Origin of the sequence: Flavobacterium hungaricum, assembly GCF_015182285.1 — a bacterium.
GTDB classification, from domain to species: Bacteria; Bacteroidota; Bacteroidia; order Flavobacteriales; family Flavobacteriaceae; genus Flavobacterium; species Flavobacterium hungaricum.
In genome coordinates, this window is record NZ_PRDM01000004.1 from 406,805 (window position 1) to 424,350 (window position 17,546).

A 17,546-nucleotide genomic window follows, 5' to 3' on the forward strand; every position below is an offset into this window, starting at 1 on the left:
TTCATTCGGCTTTTTTTAATTTTTAGGGTTTTTAATTATCTCGGGCGATAGGCTACATCTACAATTTTGCATAAACCTGGGTAGGTATTTTCTAAAACTAAATCGCCGTTTACCGGAGGTACTACAAATAGTTCTAGTTTTCCGGCGGTACCGTTGTAACTGCCCACAATTAGTTTTTTAGCGAAAGTTTTGGATCTCGAATTAAAATCTAAATAAGTAATTTCCTCTGCTCCTTTGTCGAGCATTAATTTTGCCGACTGGGTTCCGTTATCGTATTCGTATAATTTTCCTCCTACTGAGTAAAATAAATATCCGGAATCAGGGCTTACAGCAAATTTTACAGCTTTGTCAAAATCTGGTGCATTTAAAATTTCCTTATAATACGTCTGCGCTAAGGCTTTATTGAATCGCAGCAAATAAAACTTACCAGTTGCTATATTTTTTAAAACCGCAAAATTCTCATAATTGTTAAAAGAAGAGGTTGTCATGAAGACTAAATCGCAGTTGGTATTGTTCCAGTCTAAAACAGTTGGAGAACCAGTAACGGGAGGCATTATAGAACAATTACCCTGATACAGATTGTAGCGCACAAAACGTCTTGCATCTTTATCATAAAAAACCGGAGGTCCAAAAGCCCCTTGATTTTCTGCAATAAAAGGAGCCGCATAAAAAGGTTTTGTTTCGCTATCGAGTATATTTTGAGGCAGTCCATATTTTACCTGACCAGCACGATAATAAGAATAGATATTTCCTTTACTATAGATTATGTTTTCACCAGGTGAATTCGATTTCATAAAATCAACTCCAAAATTAGTATCAAAACTGCCGCCTATTGTTTCATAGGCAATATTTTGCGACTGCACCCATCCAAATGAATCCGGATCGATTCTGGCTGTTCCGGTTTCGGTAGAAGTTACGTAAATTCCATAAGCAGTCGAAGTAGAAAGCGGTGTGCCAAAACACTCCACATCTACTGCTTTTCCGCCTAATTTTAAGGCAGAACCTGCAGCATCTAAAACGTCATTTATAATACGCGGCTGGGCAATACCCGGGATGATAGAAACCATATCTAATCTTGGTTTTCCATCGGCTTCGCCAATAACAAGCCATCCTTCATAAATAGCAGAAACAACATTAAGGATAAAAGGTTTTTGCTGCCAGGTAACTCCGGTAACTAAATCTTTTACAAAATAATAAATTGTATATTTTGCAGGCGGTAATTTTATTAGGTCATCAATATCTTTCTTAGTTGAAATGGTATTTTTGACGCTGCTTACCGCAATCCATTCAAATGAATACCGGTTTGGATCGCTTCCGTTATCTTTAGTAGGATTTAAACTTGGCGTTATCTTTAAATGTTCTCCTGTGTAAATTGTATAGTTTTCTTCAATTCCCGTTACGTTCAGTTCGTTTATAGCTGTATAATTATAATTGCCTTCGTCACTGACACAACCGTAAACTAATGTCAATACTAGTATCAGGGCAATCTGTATTTGTATCTTTTTCAACATTTTTTTAAATTTTTAAATTAAAATGAATGATTAAGGAAAGGACATTTCTGTACCATCATCCTCATAAACTGTATTTCCTGACTTCTTTTGATCGGCTAAGTAACGCTGCATAAAATTTTGATAATAGGTTACCTCAGGAATTGATAATCCAGGTGCACCTAGTTTTTGAGCAAACATCGAAGGATCCAGATCCATTAAGCCGCACATTAAAAAGAACTTTTTGGCTGTAAAAACACCCAAATACGGTGCATACCAACCTGAAGGCTGTGTTAATTTGTCATCAAATGTTAGTTTATAACGAATGAAACTCATCGTTTTTTGCGTGAGTGCATTGACGACTTTTGTTTGCATTTTGGTTGTAAAAAACTCGTTTTCTTCCAGATTTAAGACCAATGTAAAAGCATTTGTTTTCATGTCTGGTGCTCTCAAAACAGTAACTTCTATGGTATCTACTTCTTGTCCGGCATGCATTACAATATTTTCAGGCAGAGAAAAATGTGTTCCTTCAACGGCTGTACTTGTGGGATCAACAGTCAGTTTTACTTTTCTGTCCACATCGCTTAGTCTTCCCTGAACTCTAATTGGAATTTTGAAAATCCTTTGTGTAATGGCCGGATTGTCTAATCCAAAACTAAATCCGGTGCTGTCAATTAATGGCGCACTGACCTTATTGGGCGCAAACATCGCATTAGAAAAATAAATGTTGTCTGTGTCCTCATACGCTTTGATTTCCTCTTTTTCGCATGAGGTAAATCCTAAAAAGGACACGAAGATTATGCTTAAAATCAATATCTTTTTCATCTCTATTTTTTTAGGTTATTGAAAATTAATTTCAGAATCCGGCATTGGCACAACATATTGAAGTGCTGTCATAGTTAGGTTTCCAGATGCAGCAGTCCCATTCGGAATTGTAGCTGAGTTGATTCTTTTATAATAGAAAAACAACTGCCCTTCGCCAATAAATTCTTTTTTGTATTCTTTGGTTATTTCTGTCGTAATATTTACTGTTGCTCCTAAATTTGGCAGCCCGCGATTAAAACGAAGGGTATTTAAAAAAGCAATTCCGTTTGGAGCAACAGCAGTCTCTGCTGCAATAAGGTACATTTCTGAAATTTTAAACATCGGAATCTGAAAACGGAAGGCCATTTTCTTTTCTGGAACATCTTCATATTTAAAGAATGTTTTTTGTATTTTTCCTCCAACAATCGGAATCTTCCAGCTTGGCAGACTTCTGTAATCATTATCGTTTGATTCGAAAACAGCGTTTAAACGGGTTAGTAAAGGAGAGTATATTTTATCATCGGCCAGGCTCGAATCAAATAACTCTTTCTGCTTGGTGTACAAAGTATAATCACTCAGTGCAAATAAATTTTCTGATGAAAAAATACGATCTGGATTTGCGGTATTTGTAGCTTCTAAAAATGTTGTCCACGGAAAAAATGCATTTGATTTTGTAAAAGTAATCACTTCATTTGCCGCCGCCGAAGCTCCGGTTTTATCGCCGGCATATAAGAGAACACGAGCCTTTAAGGCTTTTACCGCCAGATAATTCATTCTTTGCCCTCTATTCGAATAATAATATATGTCGCCGCCAAAAGCATTTGTAACTCCGTTTTTTCCAATCGTAAGAATAGGATCATTCGCTAACAGCTGTAACGATAAATCAAGATCAGCAAGTATTTTTACCATTACTTCGTTGGCCGGCAAAATTGGATTATTTGTTGTAACAAATTGATCATAATACGGTATTCCGGGATTTGTAGGCGATGTTTTATAAATTGGTCCGTAAAGACGAAGCATATCAAAATGCAGCATGGCGCGGATAGCAATAACTTCTCCTTTTAACAAATCTTCTTTTTCTTGAGAGACTACGCCTTTATATTCTTCAATGCTTTCTAAAAATTTATTGGCCGATAAAATAGTCGTAAAAGCCGTTTCCCAGATATTTGAAAAAGTGGCTTTTGGCGTTGCTTCGGCATAAGCATAAGTTGTTACAGTATATTTTGTATGCGAAGAATTCATGTTGTATTGCTGTGCTAAAATCTCAACAGCATCCATCGTTAATTGTTTCCCATAGAGATTGTTATTTGCTAATTGAAGATAAAGCCCGTTATGTACATTTTGTACGCCTTTCTCAGTGTTATAGGTTTGGTCTTCTAAAATCTGGTCTTGCGGCACTACATCCAAAAAATCACTGCAGCTTATGGTTGTAAGAGACACAAGAAACAGAAATGTAATTTTATATAAATACTTTTTCATAATTATTAAAATGATACGTTTAAACTAAGTGAATAGATTCTCGAAAAAGGATACTCGATACCGCGTTCTGCTTTAATGGTAGCCACACGAAAGAATTCGTTTGCCAGTACATTAAATCCTAAACCAACTAAACCTGCTCTCTTTAGCCAGTCTCTATCAGTTACTCTGTATCCTAAACGTATAGATTCTCCTGAGATATAATCGTCTTTTTGAATAAAACGGGATGAGATTGGTGTATTATTGGTTAAGCCTATCGCTTTAAATTGTGCCATCTGCCCTGGAGTTGTCCAGCGGTCTGTAAAGGCTCTGGCATCCTGATTATCAAAAATATTATCCTTCGAAATGTTTTCTACCTTATTGTATAAAGCGCTGTTAAATCTTTCGGCACCAAAACTATAACGTACAAATAATCCAAAAGTAAAGCCTTTGTAAGTTAGGTTTGTAGAAACAACACCTGTAGCAGTTTCTCTCGAATTTCCCATTACAACTTCATCTTTTTTATCTAAAGTAAAAGTAGGCTGGCCGTTTTTCTTCAGGAAAATTTCTCTTCCCGTTGCAGGATCAATTCCTAAAGAAGGCACTGCCCAAAGATCGTTGCTGCTGGCTCCGTCATAATATCGTGTCAAACTGCTTGTTTTTTGAGCTGCTGTATTTAATGATGATAAAGCATTGTTGAAACCACCCAGTTTATTGTCGCCAGATGCTCCCATTATGCCAACGCCCCAGATAAAATTATCTTTCAGATCGTAAATAAAATTGTAGTTTAATTTGAACTCGATTCCTTTAGTAGTAAGATATCCCACATTTAAAGGATAAGCATTTACTCCTGTTGAAGCAGCCAGATCTATCGCTACAATTTGAGGAGAAGTCTTGCGCTGATATGCGCCTAACGTTACGGTTAATTTATTGCGAAACATCGCTAAATCTAATCCTAAAGAAACGTCTCTTGTTTTTTGAGCTTCAAGATTTGGATTTGCAACTTGTGAAATCGCTAAACCCGGACCAAAAACATTCGTATTAATGTCATAAGCATACACATCATAAGACGCATAACCTACAAGATTCTGGTTTCCGGTCTGTCCTATATTAGCACGAAGTTTGAAGATATTTACAATATTTTCATTCATTTTGAACTCGTTATTTAAGTTCCAGCCGATACCCGCACCCCAGTAAGGCGAATACTTTTTGTTAGTTCCAAAATTGGTTGCGCCTGATATAGTTTGTGTAAAATCAAACAAAAATCTTCGGTCGTAAGCGTAGTTGATTTGGTTTGTTAAATCGACACTTCGAATTAATTCTGTATATACTCTCGGTTTTCCATTTGGTTCAAATCCAAAAGCAAAACTTGGATTTCCGGGAACCCCAAGAGGAAATCCTCTTAAAAATGAACCGTAAGAATTATTTCTGGTTTCCTGCGCAGTTGCGCGAATGGTGTAATTGAAAGAATGTACATCTGCAAAAACATTCGAATAAGTAGCACCCAAATTGGCATTCCATTTATTTGTTATGGCTTCATTTCTGGAATAAGTTCCTTTTTCTGTCGCAATGTTGGTGATAAAGCGAGTATCATCCGGAGACACAAACACAGTCGATATACTGCTGTTTCTGGTAACAGATATTGCTCCGGTTGTTTTAAGATGTGCATTTACATCATAATTGATTCCAAAGTTATTGGTAAAATTAAAATCATTGGTTTTATCATAACTTGGTAAAAAGACATTATAAAGCGGATTTGGTGCTTGGTTGACAAGAACATACTTTTGTTCTAAAGGCAATGAGGATCCGTCTAAATAACGGGTGATCACACCATTTTCATTGTATTTTGGATAATAAGGACTTGTTTTGGCCCAAGTTGCAAAAGAACCGTATTGCGATTCCTGATTATCACCTCCTGCCACAAAAAAGGTATTATTAATGCTGAATTTATTCTTTCGGTAAGTCAGAGAAGCGTTATATCCCCACGTATTATGCTCAGAACCTTTCATTGTTCCGGTTAAGCTTTTGTAATTTCCCGCGATATTAAATCTAAATTCATCTGTTCCTCCTCCGAAAGATAAACTGTGTCCAGAGGTAATTCCCATTTGAATGGGTTCGTTTAGCCAATACGTATTTACACCCCGGCGCACCGCAGCCAAACGGTTGTCATAAACTTGTTTTATGGAATACTCATACGGAATATATCCATCAGAGTCATAAACTCCTGAAAGTCTTTCGAATTCTAATTTTTGTTCTGCATTCATTAAGTTATAGACACTTAAATCTGCTACTTCAAAAGAAGAATTGTAAACATAGGAAAACTGCAATTTTCCTGGTATCGGTTTATTGGTTTCTATAACCACAACTCCATTTGCAGAACGTGATCCATATAAAGCTGTTGAAGCGGCGTCTTTCAATAAAGTAATACTCGCAATTCTATTAATATCTAAATCGACCACCTGCTGTAAAGTGGTTGGAAAGCCGTCCAGAATAAACAAAGGCTGGTTTGGATCGTCTCGAAACTGGCTGCCTACTTGATTGGCTGTTAAACTTGTCTGTCCTCTTACCTCGATCGTTGGCAGTACATTTGGGTTAGAACCAACTAAATTATTATTTAAAACAATAAATGAGGGGTCCAAAGATTTTAAAGCCTGCACTGCATTTTGAGTCGAAATCTGCCTCAATTCTTCTCCCTTAAAAGTAGTCACGGCACCGGTAATCAATTCTTTTTTACGAACGGTTACCCCGGTATTGATCACAACACCTTCCAGCTGCTTTGTTTCTTCCAGCAGTTTTACAATAATTGTTTTTCTTTTATTTACTTCCACAATTTGCGAGCGGTGCCCAATGTAGGTAAACAAAATCTGCCCGTCTTCTGGCGCAGTGATGGTATATTTTCCGTCAAAGTCCGTTTGAGTGACTGCGTTTGTTCCTCTCACTTTAATATTTACTCCCGGCAGCGGTTCGCCTTTTTCGTTGGTTACCGTACCTTTAATTTCAATATCTTTTGACTCAACGACCACAACCCTTTCTGGTTTACGATTTTCTTTTACCACGATCGTATTTCCGTTCATAAAACTCAAGTCAAAATCTTTGTTAGAAAAACTGTTTTTCAACAAATCATTTACTTTAATTTTTCCTTTCTTTAAATGTACTTTTGGCGCGTTTTTAAATAAATCTTCCTGATAAATAAAGGTATAGTTGGTTTGTTGTTTTATGATGTCAAAAACTTCGTCAACAGTTACCGATTTATCAGCTGTAATTACAACTTTTGTGTTTTGCGAAAATAGATTTACGGGAGAAAAACCAAAAATTGTAGTACAAAACAAGAAGATAAAAGTTCTCATAATGTTAATAATTAGCCTCTTTCTAAAATAGAAATAGGCACTGGTTAATTTAAATTTCATAAATTTACATGTTAATTGGTTGGTTGGTTGTTAAAACTGATTAATGGATTAATACACAGAAAGGGATAAAGCGCAGTACGGTGAGAGGTCTAAACTTTAATCCCTTTTCTTTTTATTTTATAATAATCTTATTATCTTTTTTCTCATAGGCATTAATAAAATTGATATTCTTGATCGTGGTTAATATGTCTTCTAATTTTTGATCTTTATTTAAAACCCCGTTAAACTTTACATTTCCTAAAGCCGGATCGGCAAATACAATATCAACATCGTACCATCTTGAGAGTACTCTTGCAATATCTTTAAGAGGTTTTCCTTTAAACACAAATAATCCTTTTCTCCACGAAATCTCATTGTAAACATCTACGTCAGAAACGGCAATATTTCCGTTATAATCCGTTATTCTGGATTGTTCGTTTGGTGATAAAATTTGTTTTTTGCTTTGATTACTTACGGCAACAACACCTTTTACAAGTGTAGTATAAATTGTAGTTTCGTCTTTGTAAGCTTTAATATTGAATTCCGTTCCAATAACTTCTACATTTTGACTTTGAGTTTTTACCTTAAATCTCGAACCGCTGTGTTTCGTGCTTGGCGATACTTCAAAATAGGCTTCTCCATAAAGTAATTCTACCTGTCTGGTTTCGCCGTCCACAAATACAACCGGATATTTTAACTGCGATTCAGAGTTCAGCCACACTTTTGTGCTATCTGCTAATTGCACAAAAAACTGCCCGCCTCGCGGAATCGTTAATAAATTGTTTGCAATAGCAGCTGTTTTTTTGTCTTTAGCATTGTAGATTAATTGCTCGCCATTGCTGGAAACATTCCCTTTTGTATAGGATTTCCCTTTTTCTAAAGCAATTACAGAACCGTCTTCTAAGGTCAAAGTTGCTTTGTCACTGCCAATTAAAATTTCTTTATGGGCAACAGCAGGTGTTTCGATCTTAAGCGGATTGGTTTTATTGATGAATAATGAAATCGAAATCAACAATAATAACGATGCCGCCATCGCCATTAGTTTAAAGGTAGTTTTAGTATAAAAAGGCTGAAGGGGAATAATTTTATTTTCTTCCGATTGAAGTGCATTCTGAAGACGCGTTCTCATCTTCAATTCCATTTGTTCCTTATCTCCCAACGTTTCGTCCCAATCTTGTGCGGTTTGAAAGCTCTCGTAATAATTCAATAATTTGCTATTCTCCTCGAGATTGGTATCACCGGAAAGGTATCTATTTAGCAATACTATAAAATCTTCTTTTTTCATCTTTTTAACATTAATTCGGGGAGTATATTAAGTAAGTATCCAAAAAGGCACATACCCCCTAGTCCAAATTGTATTTTTTTTGATTTTTTTTGAAAACAATTATAAAAGAAGAGCAATTATACAGCACTAACCCAGCCACTACCTTTGTTTTTGATGCTAAAAGATATTTTTTGAAAGCCACAAGATCATGGCCATACTCATGCTTTCGCCCATAGAGGAGCGTATTGTATTCAAGGCTTTTGTAATATGATTTTCAACTGTTTTGGTAGAAATATTCAGTCGTTCGGCAATTTCTTTATGACTCAGCTGTTCTTCACGGCTCAATCTATAAACCGCCTGACATTTTTCAGGAAGCGATGCAATTATCAAGTTAAGCTGCTGTACTAATTCGTCGTGCATTAACTGCGTTTCGGGAGTAGTTGCCAGAAATCGTTTTTCGAGATCATCAAAAAGTTCGACATGAACTTTGTCTTTGTTTTTTCTTAAATGATTAAAAACCTGATAGCGTGCGCAGGCATACATATAGCCTTTTAAAGAAATATGGATTTCTATTTTTTTGCGGTTGTGCCAGATGTTCATAAAAACATCCTGAATAATATCTTCGCACAACTCTTTGTCTTTGATCACATTATAAGCAGACATAAAAAGTGCCTGCCAAAATCTATTGTACAATTCTGTCAAAGCAGATTCATCGCCGTCACGAAGACGATCAATTATAATTTGATCTTGATTTAAGAGGAGATTCGACAAAGACTTGGTGTTTTTGAAATTGAATAATTCGCAGCAAACATACTAAATTAAGCCAATAATCCTAATTTGTCGCAAACATGACGGTTTTATCTTAGAATAAATTCTCTTTTTAAAATTTTATTTCTGTTGAACAATTTTCATTTTAAAGACTTTAACCGGCCTGTTTTTTAAATATTACCAAAATCTTTGCTCTTTTTAAAATAGATTTTATAAAAGCTTTACACTAACCCGCAGTTAATTTAAAATTGTATTTATATTATTTTTTTATAAAATACCGTAGCCAATTTCTTTAAATCTAAAATCAAGAATAAAACCCACTAATTAAGTTTAACAAATAAATTGAATCAGAATCAAATATTAATCGTAATATTGCGATGTATAATAAAATTTACAAAATGGGAATTACCAAAACAGACATCTTTAATGAGCAGCAGAACAAACTGGCGTTGCAATTAAAAGCTCTTGCACATCCTGCGCGTATTGCTATTTTACAATATATCATCAAACAAAATGCTTGTATCTGCAATGACTTGGTTAATGAGTTAGGCTTGGCTCAGGCAACTATTTCGCAGCATCTGAAAGAACTTAAAAACATCGGAATTATTAAAGGAAATATTGAAGGAACCAGTATTTGTTATTGCATTAATGAAATCGTTTGGGAGCAAATCAAAAAGGATCTTTCGCTGTTCTTTGATGTAAATGTAAAAGCCAACAATTGCTGTTAACCTTTTTTTGAAACAATCAATCGTAATAATGCGATATAACAATAAAAAAAATCATCATGAAATTATCAGAAATTAAAAAAGTATTGGAAACAGTTGAAACGGTTAATTTTGAATTACCCGACGGAACTTTTGTTCCTGAATATTTTCACGTAACAGAAATTGGACAGATCAATAAGCGTTTTATTGATTGCGGCGGAACTGTTAGAAATGAAAGCACCGTCAATTTTCAGTTGTGGAACGCCAATGATTTTGAACACAGGCTTAAACCTAAAAAACTGCTTGATATTATCGAACTTTCTGAAAAGACACTGAATATCGAAGATCACGACATTGAAGTGGAATACCAAAATACTACGATTGGCAAATATGATTTAGGTTTTGATGGTACAAATTTTCTACTGTTGAATAAACAAACTGCCTGTCTTGCAAACGAAAAATGCGGAATTGATGCTCCTAAAGAAAAAATTAAAATGATGAATCTTTTAGATCAGTCAAATTCATGTACTCCAGGCGGAGGATGCTGTTAAGATGTATTTGTTTCTTTAAAACTAAAAATAATGGAAATAGAATATCCAAAACTAAAAAAGATTCTTGTTTTATGTACTGGAAATAGCTGCAGAAGTCAAATTGCAGAAGGTTATTTGAAATATTTTGCCCAAAACAAAGCAGTAATTTACAGTGCCGGAATTGAAGCGCACGGCGTAAATCCTAAAGCCTTATTTATCATGAAAGAGGACGGACTGGATATTTCTAACCACACTTCTGATACCATTGATGAATATAAAAATATCGCTTTTGATTTTGTGATCACGGTCTGCGATAATGCAAAAGAGCGCTGCCCGTTTTTCCCTTCAAAAGCAATTAAATATCATTATAATTTTCCGGATCCTGCTAAAGCTTCTGGTAATGAAGAAGAGATTCTAAAGGAATTTCGTTTGGTTAGAGATCTGATTAAAGAATATTGCAAAAAGTTTGTTGAAGATCATTTATAATAAAAGCTAAAAAAAGGGATAATTTTATTTTAATTATCCCTTTCTACTTTATTTAGAAAATAACTCTAAGTCCAACTTGATTATTAGAAGCCACAATTACAGTTTGAATCTTTTCATCATCATTATAAGCTACTTTAGCATTATAGATGCCTAAAGCTTTTTTGATTCTTTTAGGATAACCAATTTTAATAGGGATTGAAGCTGCCAAAAAAGCACCTCCAATCACAGCCATGGTCATATTGGCGCGCTCTTGTGTGTAAGTCGTACCGGAGCCAGAAACTACTAGTCCGTCGTTTATATCACTATTCATTTCTGAAATAACATTTGCAGCAATTAACCCCAGACCTCCATAAAAAAGTATATTTCCAAAAGTTTTTTTGCTTCTTCCCGCATTATACAATTTTAAAGCTTCTGGACTATTATCTGCCAGAATTGCTCGGACCGTATTGGTCTTTACTTTCTTTCCTTCAGCATCATAGACAGTTCCTGCCGTTCCGTAAGTAAGTTGCTGCGCAAATCCTGCGGCAGATAGAATAAAAAATAAAATGGTTAATCTTGTTCTCATTTTTGGTTTGTTTTTTTGGGTTAATTATAATTGTTCGTAAATATAGAAAATAGAAAATTCTTTCAAAATTTAATTTCTGTAATCTCAATTTCGTTTCTTTTTCAAACCTAAAAAAATGTAAATTTGGACTAGTACAAAATCTATTTTTAATTCTAATACCTCCTCCAGATGCTGCGACCGTGGCCTTTAGAAATTCAGCTAGACAAAAAATCAGACAAGGCTTTGTATCTGCAAATTGCCGATGCGGTTATTGATGCCATAAAAACAGGTAAACTAGTAAGCAGTAATGCATTACCAGGAAGCAGACAGCTTGCAGGATTACTGAGCGTAAACCGAAACACTATTATTGAAGCTCTTGATATTCTGACTGCCGAAGGCTGGCTGGTAACTATTGATAGAAAAGGAACTTTTGTAACAGAATCACTGCCGGAAATGATTCACAAAAAAGAAAATATCCCTGCTGTTCACAACGCTGTTCTGGATTTCAAACCGCATTTAATTTTTGATGACGGACTTCCCGACAGCCGTCTTGCACCGATGAATGATCTCGCAAGAGCATACCGAGAAATTTTCAGCAGGAAATCACGATGGCAGATTATGGGGTACAGCAGCGAATTGGGGAATGAAGCCTTTAGAAAATCTATTGCTCAAATGCTAAATTTCAAGCGCGGTATGAGTATTTCGCCAGAACAAATCTGCATTACAAGAGGCAGTCAGATGGCGATGTATCTAGCCTCGCATTGTATTCTTGAAAAAGGAGATTTTGTTCTGATCGAAAACCCAGGTTATAAACCCGCATGGGAAACTTTTGAAAATGCGGGAGCTAAACTGCTTCCCGTTGCAGTGCATCCCGATGGTTTAGATGTGGATCAAGTAGAGGCATATCTTCAAAAACATCAAAATATCAAAGCTATTTATGTTACACCGCACCACCAATTCCCGACTACAGTCACATTGTCTTTAAAGAAAAGATTAAAACTGATCGAATTATCCAACCATTACGGATTTACGATTATTGAAGATGATTATGATAATGAATTTCATTTTAGCCAGCGCCCTGTAATGCCGGTTTCGAGTTTTACTACATTAAAAAACTTTATTTACATTGGCACTTTCAGTAAAATTGTTGCGCCCGCACTGCGTATAGGCTATTTGGCCAGTTCTCATGAAAACATTCAAAAAATAGGCCTTCACAGAAAAATAATCGATGTGCAGGGAGATAATATTATGGAAGAAGCTGTGGTCAATCTTATTAATGAAGGCAAAATAAAACGGCATCTTAAAAAAGCTAACTTAGTCTATAAGGCCAAAAGAGATTATTTTGAAAGTTTACTGCAGCGCTATCTTGCTGCTAAAATAACGTACACAAAACCAGAAGGCGGCTTGGCTTTTTGGATTGTTCCTAAAGCTGAAGTGAATGTTTTGTCCATTCATCAAAAAATGACAGAAAGCGGAATTCAGATTATGAATCCGGAACGATTTAGTCATCAAGAAATAATTTCAGGTTTCCGGTTGGGTTACGCTTCATTATCCGAAAAGCAAATGGAAGAAGGAATAAAAGCACTTTCTAATTTATTATAAAAAAAGACTGAAAACAAAAATGCTTTCAGTCTTAAAACAAATCTAAAATATTGTAAAAATTAATTACAATTTTCCATTTCAATAATAGAGAAACCGTTTGCTGCGATCTGATTTTCGATTTCTATCGGTGCTTTATCAATGTGACAGAACCGGCATTCTTTAGAAGATAATGCCTGTCCTTCCTGCGCTACACTTTTCAGGTATTTTTTACCGTATTCATAAACCTGTTCGGCATTGATATTTTCATCAACTAAAATATCAAAGTGCATAATTTTTCCGTCTTTACGAGTTACATAAGTATCCCAAACTGCTACTTTCATAATGTGTGTGTTTTTTTTAGCTGCTAAACTGATAAGCCGCTAAGGTTCTAAGTTTATAGTACAAATTTACGTTGGATGTACTAATCCAAAATCATCCAGTTTTTCTATTTCCTGCAAAATACTGGACCAGCTTAAATAATAGAAACTGGACGAAACTGCAGATCCAGTTTTGTTCTAATTTTGAAACATGAAAAATGCTATTGTAACAAACTTAAAAGCAGTCCACGAGCGTATAGAAAATGCCTGTAGAATCTCGGGACGAAATCCTGCCGATGTGCAGCTTTTATTAGCTACCAAAACGGTGCCGGCAGCAGATATCCGGACTGCAATAGAAGCCGGCGAAATATTAATCGGCGAAAACAAAATGCAGGAATTACGGGATAAAAATGAGGTTTTAGGACAATTGCCCGTAGAACGCCATTTTATAGGTCATCTTCAGACCAATAAAGTCAAAGATGTATTAAAATATGCAAACTGCATTCAGTCTTTGGACCGCTTAATTCTGGCTGATGAACTGCAGAAACAGCTGCAGATTCAAAACAGAAAACTGGATGTTTTTATACAAGTGAATACTTCTTATGAAGAAAGCAAATTTGGTCTTTCCCCTGAAAACGTTTTGGATTTCATTCAAAAAATAAAAAACTACCCTACTCTCAATATCAAAGGCTTGATGACGATTGGTTTGTTAGATGTAGAAAAAGAAAAAATGCGTCCGTCATTGCGGCTTCTTAAAACAATTCGAGACGAGATTTATGCCGCAAAAATCGAAGGTCTGAATAATTTGAAACTCTCTATGGGAATGTCTCAGGATCTTGAAATTGCAATTGAAGAAGGTTCAAACATGGTGCGTGTCGGCACTTCGATATTTGGAAACCGTTTTTTAGGGAAAGAAATCTGGAATGAAAATAGTGCAGAATAAACATCAGAATATTTTGCTCTGACGGCTGTTCGTTTTTTCTATAATATTAGGCTCCTACAGAACATTAAAAAACAAATAAAAATAGCGCAGAATAAATTAATTTTGCAGCAAATACAACACACATGAACCTGAATGATCTTACGGTAATCGATACAGAAAAAATTGCTTTAGACGATTTGTTTTTCAGTAATGAAAATAAAACGGCTTTATTACAAATCATTAAGGAACACCAATATATTACCGAATTACAAAAATACAATCTGAAGGTAGACAACAAAATTCTCCTGCACGGAAGTTCTGGATGCGGCAAAACGACTACAGCAAAAGCGATCGCGAATACTTTGGACAAAAAAATTGTCATCATCAATCTGAGTACCATTATTGATGCCAGAATAGGCGAAACCTCTAAAAATCTAAAAGCTATTTTTGACAAAGCCATCCGCGAAAGAGCAGTTTTGTTCTTGGACGAGTTTGACCAGATTGGCAAAAGCCGTGACAGCGATGATAAAGATGTAGCGGAAATGCGCCGTTTGGTGAATACTATAATCCAGCTTTTTGATTATTTTCCGTCGGATAGTTTATTAATCTGCGCTACAAATCATTACGAAATTATCGACAGTGCTTTACTGCGAAGATTCCAGCTTCGATTAAAATACGAGCTGCCTGTGCAAGAACAGCTTGATCTGTATTACGATAAAATTTTAAGCACGTTTCCAGCTCATCTGCAAAACATAGAACGCCGCTACGGAATTTCGTATGCGGAGGTTTTGGATTACATTAATACTTCCATGAAAAAGCAAATTATTGCTGCATTAGACTTAAAGCAGTAATATTTTTTTAGGCTGGTATTATCATTTTAAAATACAAACTGCATAAAACATCACTTGGATGAAACCAATTTGCTTTCGATACTAATTCATGTAAATCTTCGTTAAAATAATATGCTTTTTTTGATTTAGGCAAAGCGAATAAACTAAGTAATTACATCTAAAAAGATAAAAAAACTATTTCAGCTCCTTTCTCGTAAATACTGGTATGAAAAAATGTTGGGGTTGATTTAAAAAACAAAAGAATTACAACGTTTTCTGACTGTTTTTCAATGTAAATTTCTTATCAATTTTTCAATAAAAAAGAAATATTGTTATCAAAATCACAATTTGCATTGGTTAAAATCACCTTAAATTAAGGATTTCGTTTTTAAATTCTTGTACTCCAAATAGTACGATTCTGAAATTTATAAAATGACAAGGGTGTTTTTTTTGATCTCATAATCTTTGAGGCCAAAATTTATCAAAAAGACATTTCTTGATTTTCTTTTGCTTTCTTAGTATGCAAACTATTTAAAAAATTAATAATATTGCTCAAACTTAACAAATTGATCACATTATGTCTCTTAATTCCAGCTATGATGAAAGCGTACTTCTGCGAGAACTTTCGCAGGGAAGCGAGCTGGCATTTACCACTTTGTACAATCAATATAAAAATAACGTTTACGGAACTGCACTTAAAATAACCAAGTCAAAAATTTTGGCAGAAGAAGTCGTTCAGGACGTTTTCTTAAAAATCTGGCAGAATCACCAATCTTTGGCAGAAATATCCAATATTGAGAACTATCTTTTTATCATTGCCAGAAATCACATTTTTGATATGATTAAAAAAATTGCCCGCGATGTTAGTTTAGAAAATACTGTTGTTGAAGAAGATAATTCTTTTAACGATACTGATACTGCTGTCAAAGACGATCAATACAATATAATTCTGAATCAGATTCTGGATCAATTACCGCCGCAGCAGCAAAAGATTTATAAAATGGCCAAATGGGAAGGTTTAAGCCACCAAAAAATTGGTGAAGATCTGGGCATTTCTACTACAACGGTAAAAAAACATATGGCACAGGCCCTAAAATTTATCCGAACAAAAATTTCGCCTTACATGAATATGTTCATGACGCTTTAGGACTTTATACTTCTTTTTACTTTGTAAACTATATTTTACAAAACAAGACCCAATTGCATTTTTTTACGTTTTTTTTACATTTTTTTTACTTTCGACTACTCCCTCCCCTTTTTTAGATCGTCTTTATAATAAAGAGCGCTAATTATTGTGCTTAAGCCCTAAATTTTTTAAGGCATTTTAGAAAAGATAAAATTTTCAAATATTTTTAGTTTTAATAAAATTCAATAAACAATTAACCCCACATCGCAAATGTATCAAAACGTCTTTGAAGAATTATTTGAACGTTACCTCAACAAAACGCTGTCTGAAGCAGACGAACTACTGCTGATGGAGTTTATTCAGGAAGGCAGTCATGATGATTATATAAAAGAAAAAATCAACATGATTTTAAAAGAAAAACAAAATACCGAAATTCTTGATGCTGAAAAAGGAGACCATATCCTGCAATACATACTTGCGCAGACTCCGGCAGAGACCAAAGTAATTTCTATTGCCGAAGAAAAATCTTCTTCGCGCCGTATTTTCAGAACTGTCATTGTAGCTGCAGCGGTAATCGCGTTGTTGTTTGCTGTTCGAAGTGCCTTTTTTTACAATCAAAATACCGTTATAGCAACACCGCAGCAAACTGAAACGGAGGAAACGAATTCGATTTTATCTTATAACGGTAAACAGCTTATTCATTTACCAGACGGAAGTACGATTGTTTTGAACGAAAACAGTTCTATCGAATACGACCAGAGCAGTTTTAATTCTAAAACAAGAGAGGTAAAATTAACTGGAGAAGCATATTTTGATATTAAAAGAAATGAAAAAGTTCCGTTTATCGTTCATACTGGAAAAGTAAGCACTAAAGTTTTAGGAACTGCTTTTAACATTAATGCTTTTACTAATTCTGATCATATTGAAGTTACCGTAGAACGTGGAAAAGTCCAGGTTGGAGATGATCAAAAAATCTATGGAATTATTATACCAAACCAGCAGATTAAAGTCAATAAAGCCACTTTGGTTTACGAGCAAAACAATGTAAAAGCCGAAGAAGCAATGGTTTGGAAAAGTAAATACCTGATTCTGGATAATATTAATATGGAAGAGGCAATTGCTTTGATTTCTCAAAAATATAAAACACCAATAAAACTAGCCAACCAAAATATTAAAAACTGCCAGATTACTGCCAGCTTCTTAAACGATGAAGATCTGGATCATATTATGAAAGTAATCTGCAGCGTGATTGAAACCGAATACCACTATGACGACAAGGGTACTATTATTCTTGACGGAAAAGGATGCGAATAAAAAAGCTTTGAATAAAAACTAACTTAAA

The 17,546-nt window shown here is 34.9% G+C and carries 16 protein-coding genes; 8 read left to right on the plus strand and 8 right to left on the minus strand.

The genetic code is table 11. From position 1 onward, the window contains the following. Nucleotides 1–35 precede the first annotated feature (35 nt). From C4F50_RS17965 to C4F50_RS17990, 6 genes are all read right to left on the minus strand, one after another. The gene (locus C4F50_RS17965) at nucleotides 36–1,511 is read right to left on the minus strand and encodes a PKD-like family lipoprotein (RefSeq protein WP_194140029.1); all 1,476 of its coding nucleotides are present in this window, start codon (nucleotides 1,509–1,511) and stop codon (nucleotides 36–38) included. A gap of 30 nt (nucleotides 1,512–1,541) precedes the next feature. Further along, nucleotides 1,542–2,312: a DUF4843 domain-containing protein gene (locus C4F50_RS17970; RefSeq protein WP_194140030.1), complete on the minus strand. Its 771-nt coding sequence runs from the start codon at nucleotides 2,310–2,312 to the stop codon at nucleotides 1,542–1,544. Between the two features lie 15 nt (nucleotides 2,313–2,327). Then, nucleotides 2,328–3,770, minus strand: a complete 1,443-nt coding sequence (locus C4F50_RS17975; RefSeq protein ID WP_194140031.1) for a RagB/SusD family nutrient uptake outer membrane protein — start codon at nucleotides 3,768–3,770, stop codon at nucleotides 2,328–2,330. A gap of 5 nt (nucleotides 3,771–3,775) precedes the next feature. Then, nucleotides 3,776–7,093 carry a SusC/RagA family TonB-linked outer membrane protein gene (locus C4F50_RS17980; RefSeq protein ID WP_194140032.1) on the minus strand — a complete coding sequence of 1,106 codons (3,318 nt, stop codon included), beginning with the start codon at nucleotides 7,091–7,093 and terminating at the stop codon, nucleotides 3,776–3,778. A gap of 172 nt (nucleotides 7,094–7,265) precedes the next feature. Continuing rightward, entirely contained in the window at nucleotides 7,266–8,417 is a 1,152-nt protein-coding gene (locus C4F50_RS17985) for a FecR family protein (RefSeq protein WP_194140033.1), read from the minus strand. Between the two features lie 156 nt (nucleotides 8,418–8,573). Further along, the gene (locus C4F50_RS17990) at nucleotides 8,574–9,167 is read right to left on the minus strand and encodes an RNA polymerase sigma factor (RefSeq protein ID WP_194140034.1); all 594 of its coding nucleotides are present in this window, start codon (nucleotides 9,165–9,167) and stop codon (nucleotides 8,574–8,576) included. 395 nt (nucleotides 9,168–9,562) lie between these two features. On the opposite strand from C4F50_RS17990, the gene C4F50_RS17995 reads away from it, so the two are divergent. From C4F50_RS17995 to C4F50_RS18005, 3 genes are read left to right on the plus strand one after another with little or no spacing between them, the layout of a single operon-like run. After that, nucleotides 9,563–9,892: an ArsR/SmtB family transcription factor gene (locus C4F50_RS17995; protein WP_194140035.1), complete on the plus strand. Its 330-nt coding sequence runs from the start codon at nucleotides 9,563–9,565 to the stop codon at nucleotides 9,890–9,892. Nucleotides 9,893–9,948: 56 nt separating this feature from the next. After that, nucleotides 9,949–10,419: a DUF6428 family protein gene (locus C4F50_RS18000; RefSeq protein WP_194140036.1), complete on the plus strand. Its 471-nt coding sequence runs from the start codon at nucleotides 9,949–9,951 to the stop codon at nucleotides 10,417–10,419. 30 nt (nucleotides 10,420–10,449) lie between these two features. Further along, the gene (locus tag C4F50_RS18005) at nucleotides 10,450–10,884 is read left to right on the plus strand and encodes an arsenate reductase ArsC (protein ID WP_194140037.1); all 435 of its coding nucleotides are present in this window, start codon (nucleotides 10,450–10,452) and stop codon (nucleotides 10,882–10,884) included. Nucleotides 10,885–10,936: 52 nt separating this feature from the next. Here C4F50_RS18005 and C4F50_RS18010 read toward each other — a convergent pair whose 3' ends face one another. Further along, nucleotides 10,937–11,449, minus strand: coding sequence for a hypothetical protein (locus tag C4F50_RS18010; protein WP_194140038.1), 513 nt, complete (start codon nucleotides 11,447–11,449; stop codon nucleotides 10,937–10,939). Between the two features lie 168 nt (nucleotides 11,450–11,617). Here C4F50_RS18010 and pdxR point away from each other — a divergent pair, with 168 nt between their 5' ends. Continuing rightward, nucleotides 11,618–13,030: a MocR-like pyridoxine biosynthesis transcription factor PdxR gene (gene pdxR, locus C4F50_RS18015; protein WP_194140039.1), complete on the plus strand. Its 1,413-nt coding sequence runs from the start codon at nucleotides 11,618–11,620 to the stop codon at nucleotides 13,028–13,030. 59 nt (nucleotides 13,031–13,089) lie between these two features. Here pdxR and C4F50_RS18020 read toward each other — a convergent pair whose 3' ends face one another. Then, nucleotides 13,090–13,350, minus strand: coding sequence for a DUF2024 family protein (locus tag C4F50_RS18020; protein ID WP_194140040.1), 261 nt, complete (start codon nucleotides 13,348–13,350; stop codon nucleotides 13,090–13,092). Between the two features lie 187 nt (nucleotides 13,351–13,537). On the opposite strand from C4F50_RS18020, the gene C4F50_RS18025 reads away from it, so the two are divergent. The 4 genes from C4F50_RS18025 (at nucleotide 13,538) to C4F50_RS18040 (ending at nucleotide 17,518) form a co-directional block, all read left to right on the plus strand. Next, nucleotides 13,538–14,269, plus strand: a complete 732-nt coding sequence (locus tag C4F50_RS18025) for a YggS family pyridoxal phosphate-dependent enzyme (RefSeq protein WP_194140041.1) — start codon at nucleotides 13,538–13,540, stop codon at nucleotides 14,267–14,269. Between the two features lie 122 nt (nucleotides 14,270–14,391). After that, the gene (locus tag C4F50_RS18030) at nucleotides 14,392–15,099 is read left to right on the plus strand and encodes an AAA family ATPase (RefSeq protein WP_194140042.1); all 708 of its coding nucleotides are present in this window, start codon (nucleotides 14,392–14,394) and stop codon (nucleotides 15,097–15,099) included. A 556-nt stretch (nucleotides 15,100–15,655) separates the two neighbouring features. Beyond that, nucleotides 15,656–16,225 carry an RNA polymerase sigma factor gene (locus tag C4F50_RS18035; protein WP_194140043.1) on the plus strand — a complete coding sequence of 190 codons (570 nt, stop codon included), beginning with the start codon at nucleotides 15,656–15,658 and terminating at the stop codon, nucleotides 16,223–16,225. A gap of 249 nt (nucleotides 16,226–16,474) precedes the next feature. Next, the gene (locus C4F50_RS18040) at nucleotides 16,475–17,518 is read left to right on the plus strand and encodes a FecR family protein (protein ID WP_194140044.1); all 1,044 of its coding nucleotides are present in this window, start codon (nucleotides 16,475–16,477) and stop codon (nucleotides 17,516–17,518) included. Nucleotides 17,519–17,546 lie beyond the last annotated feature (28 nt).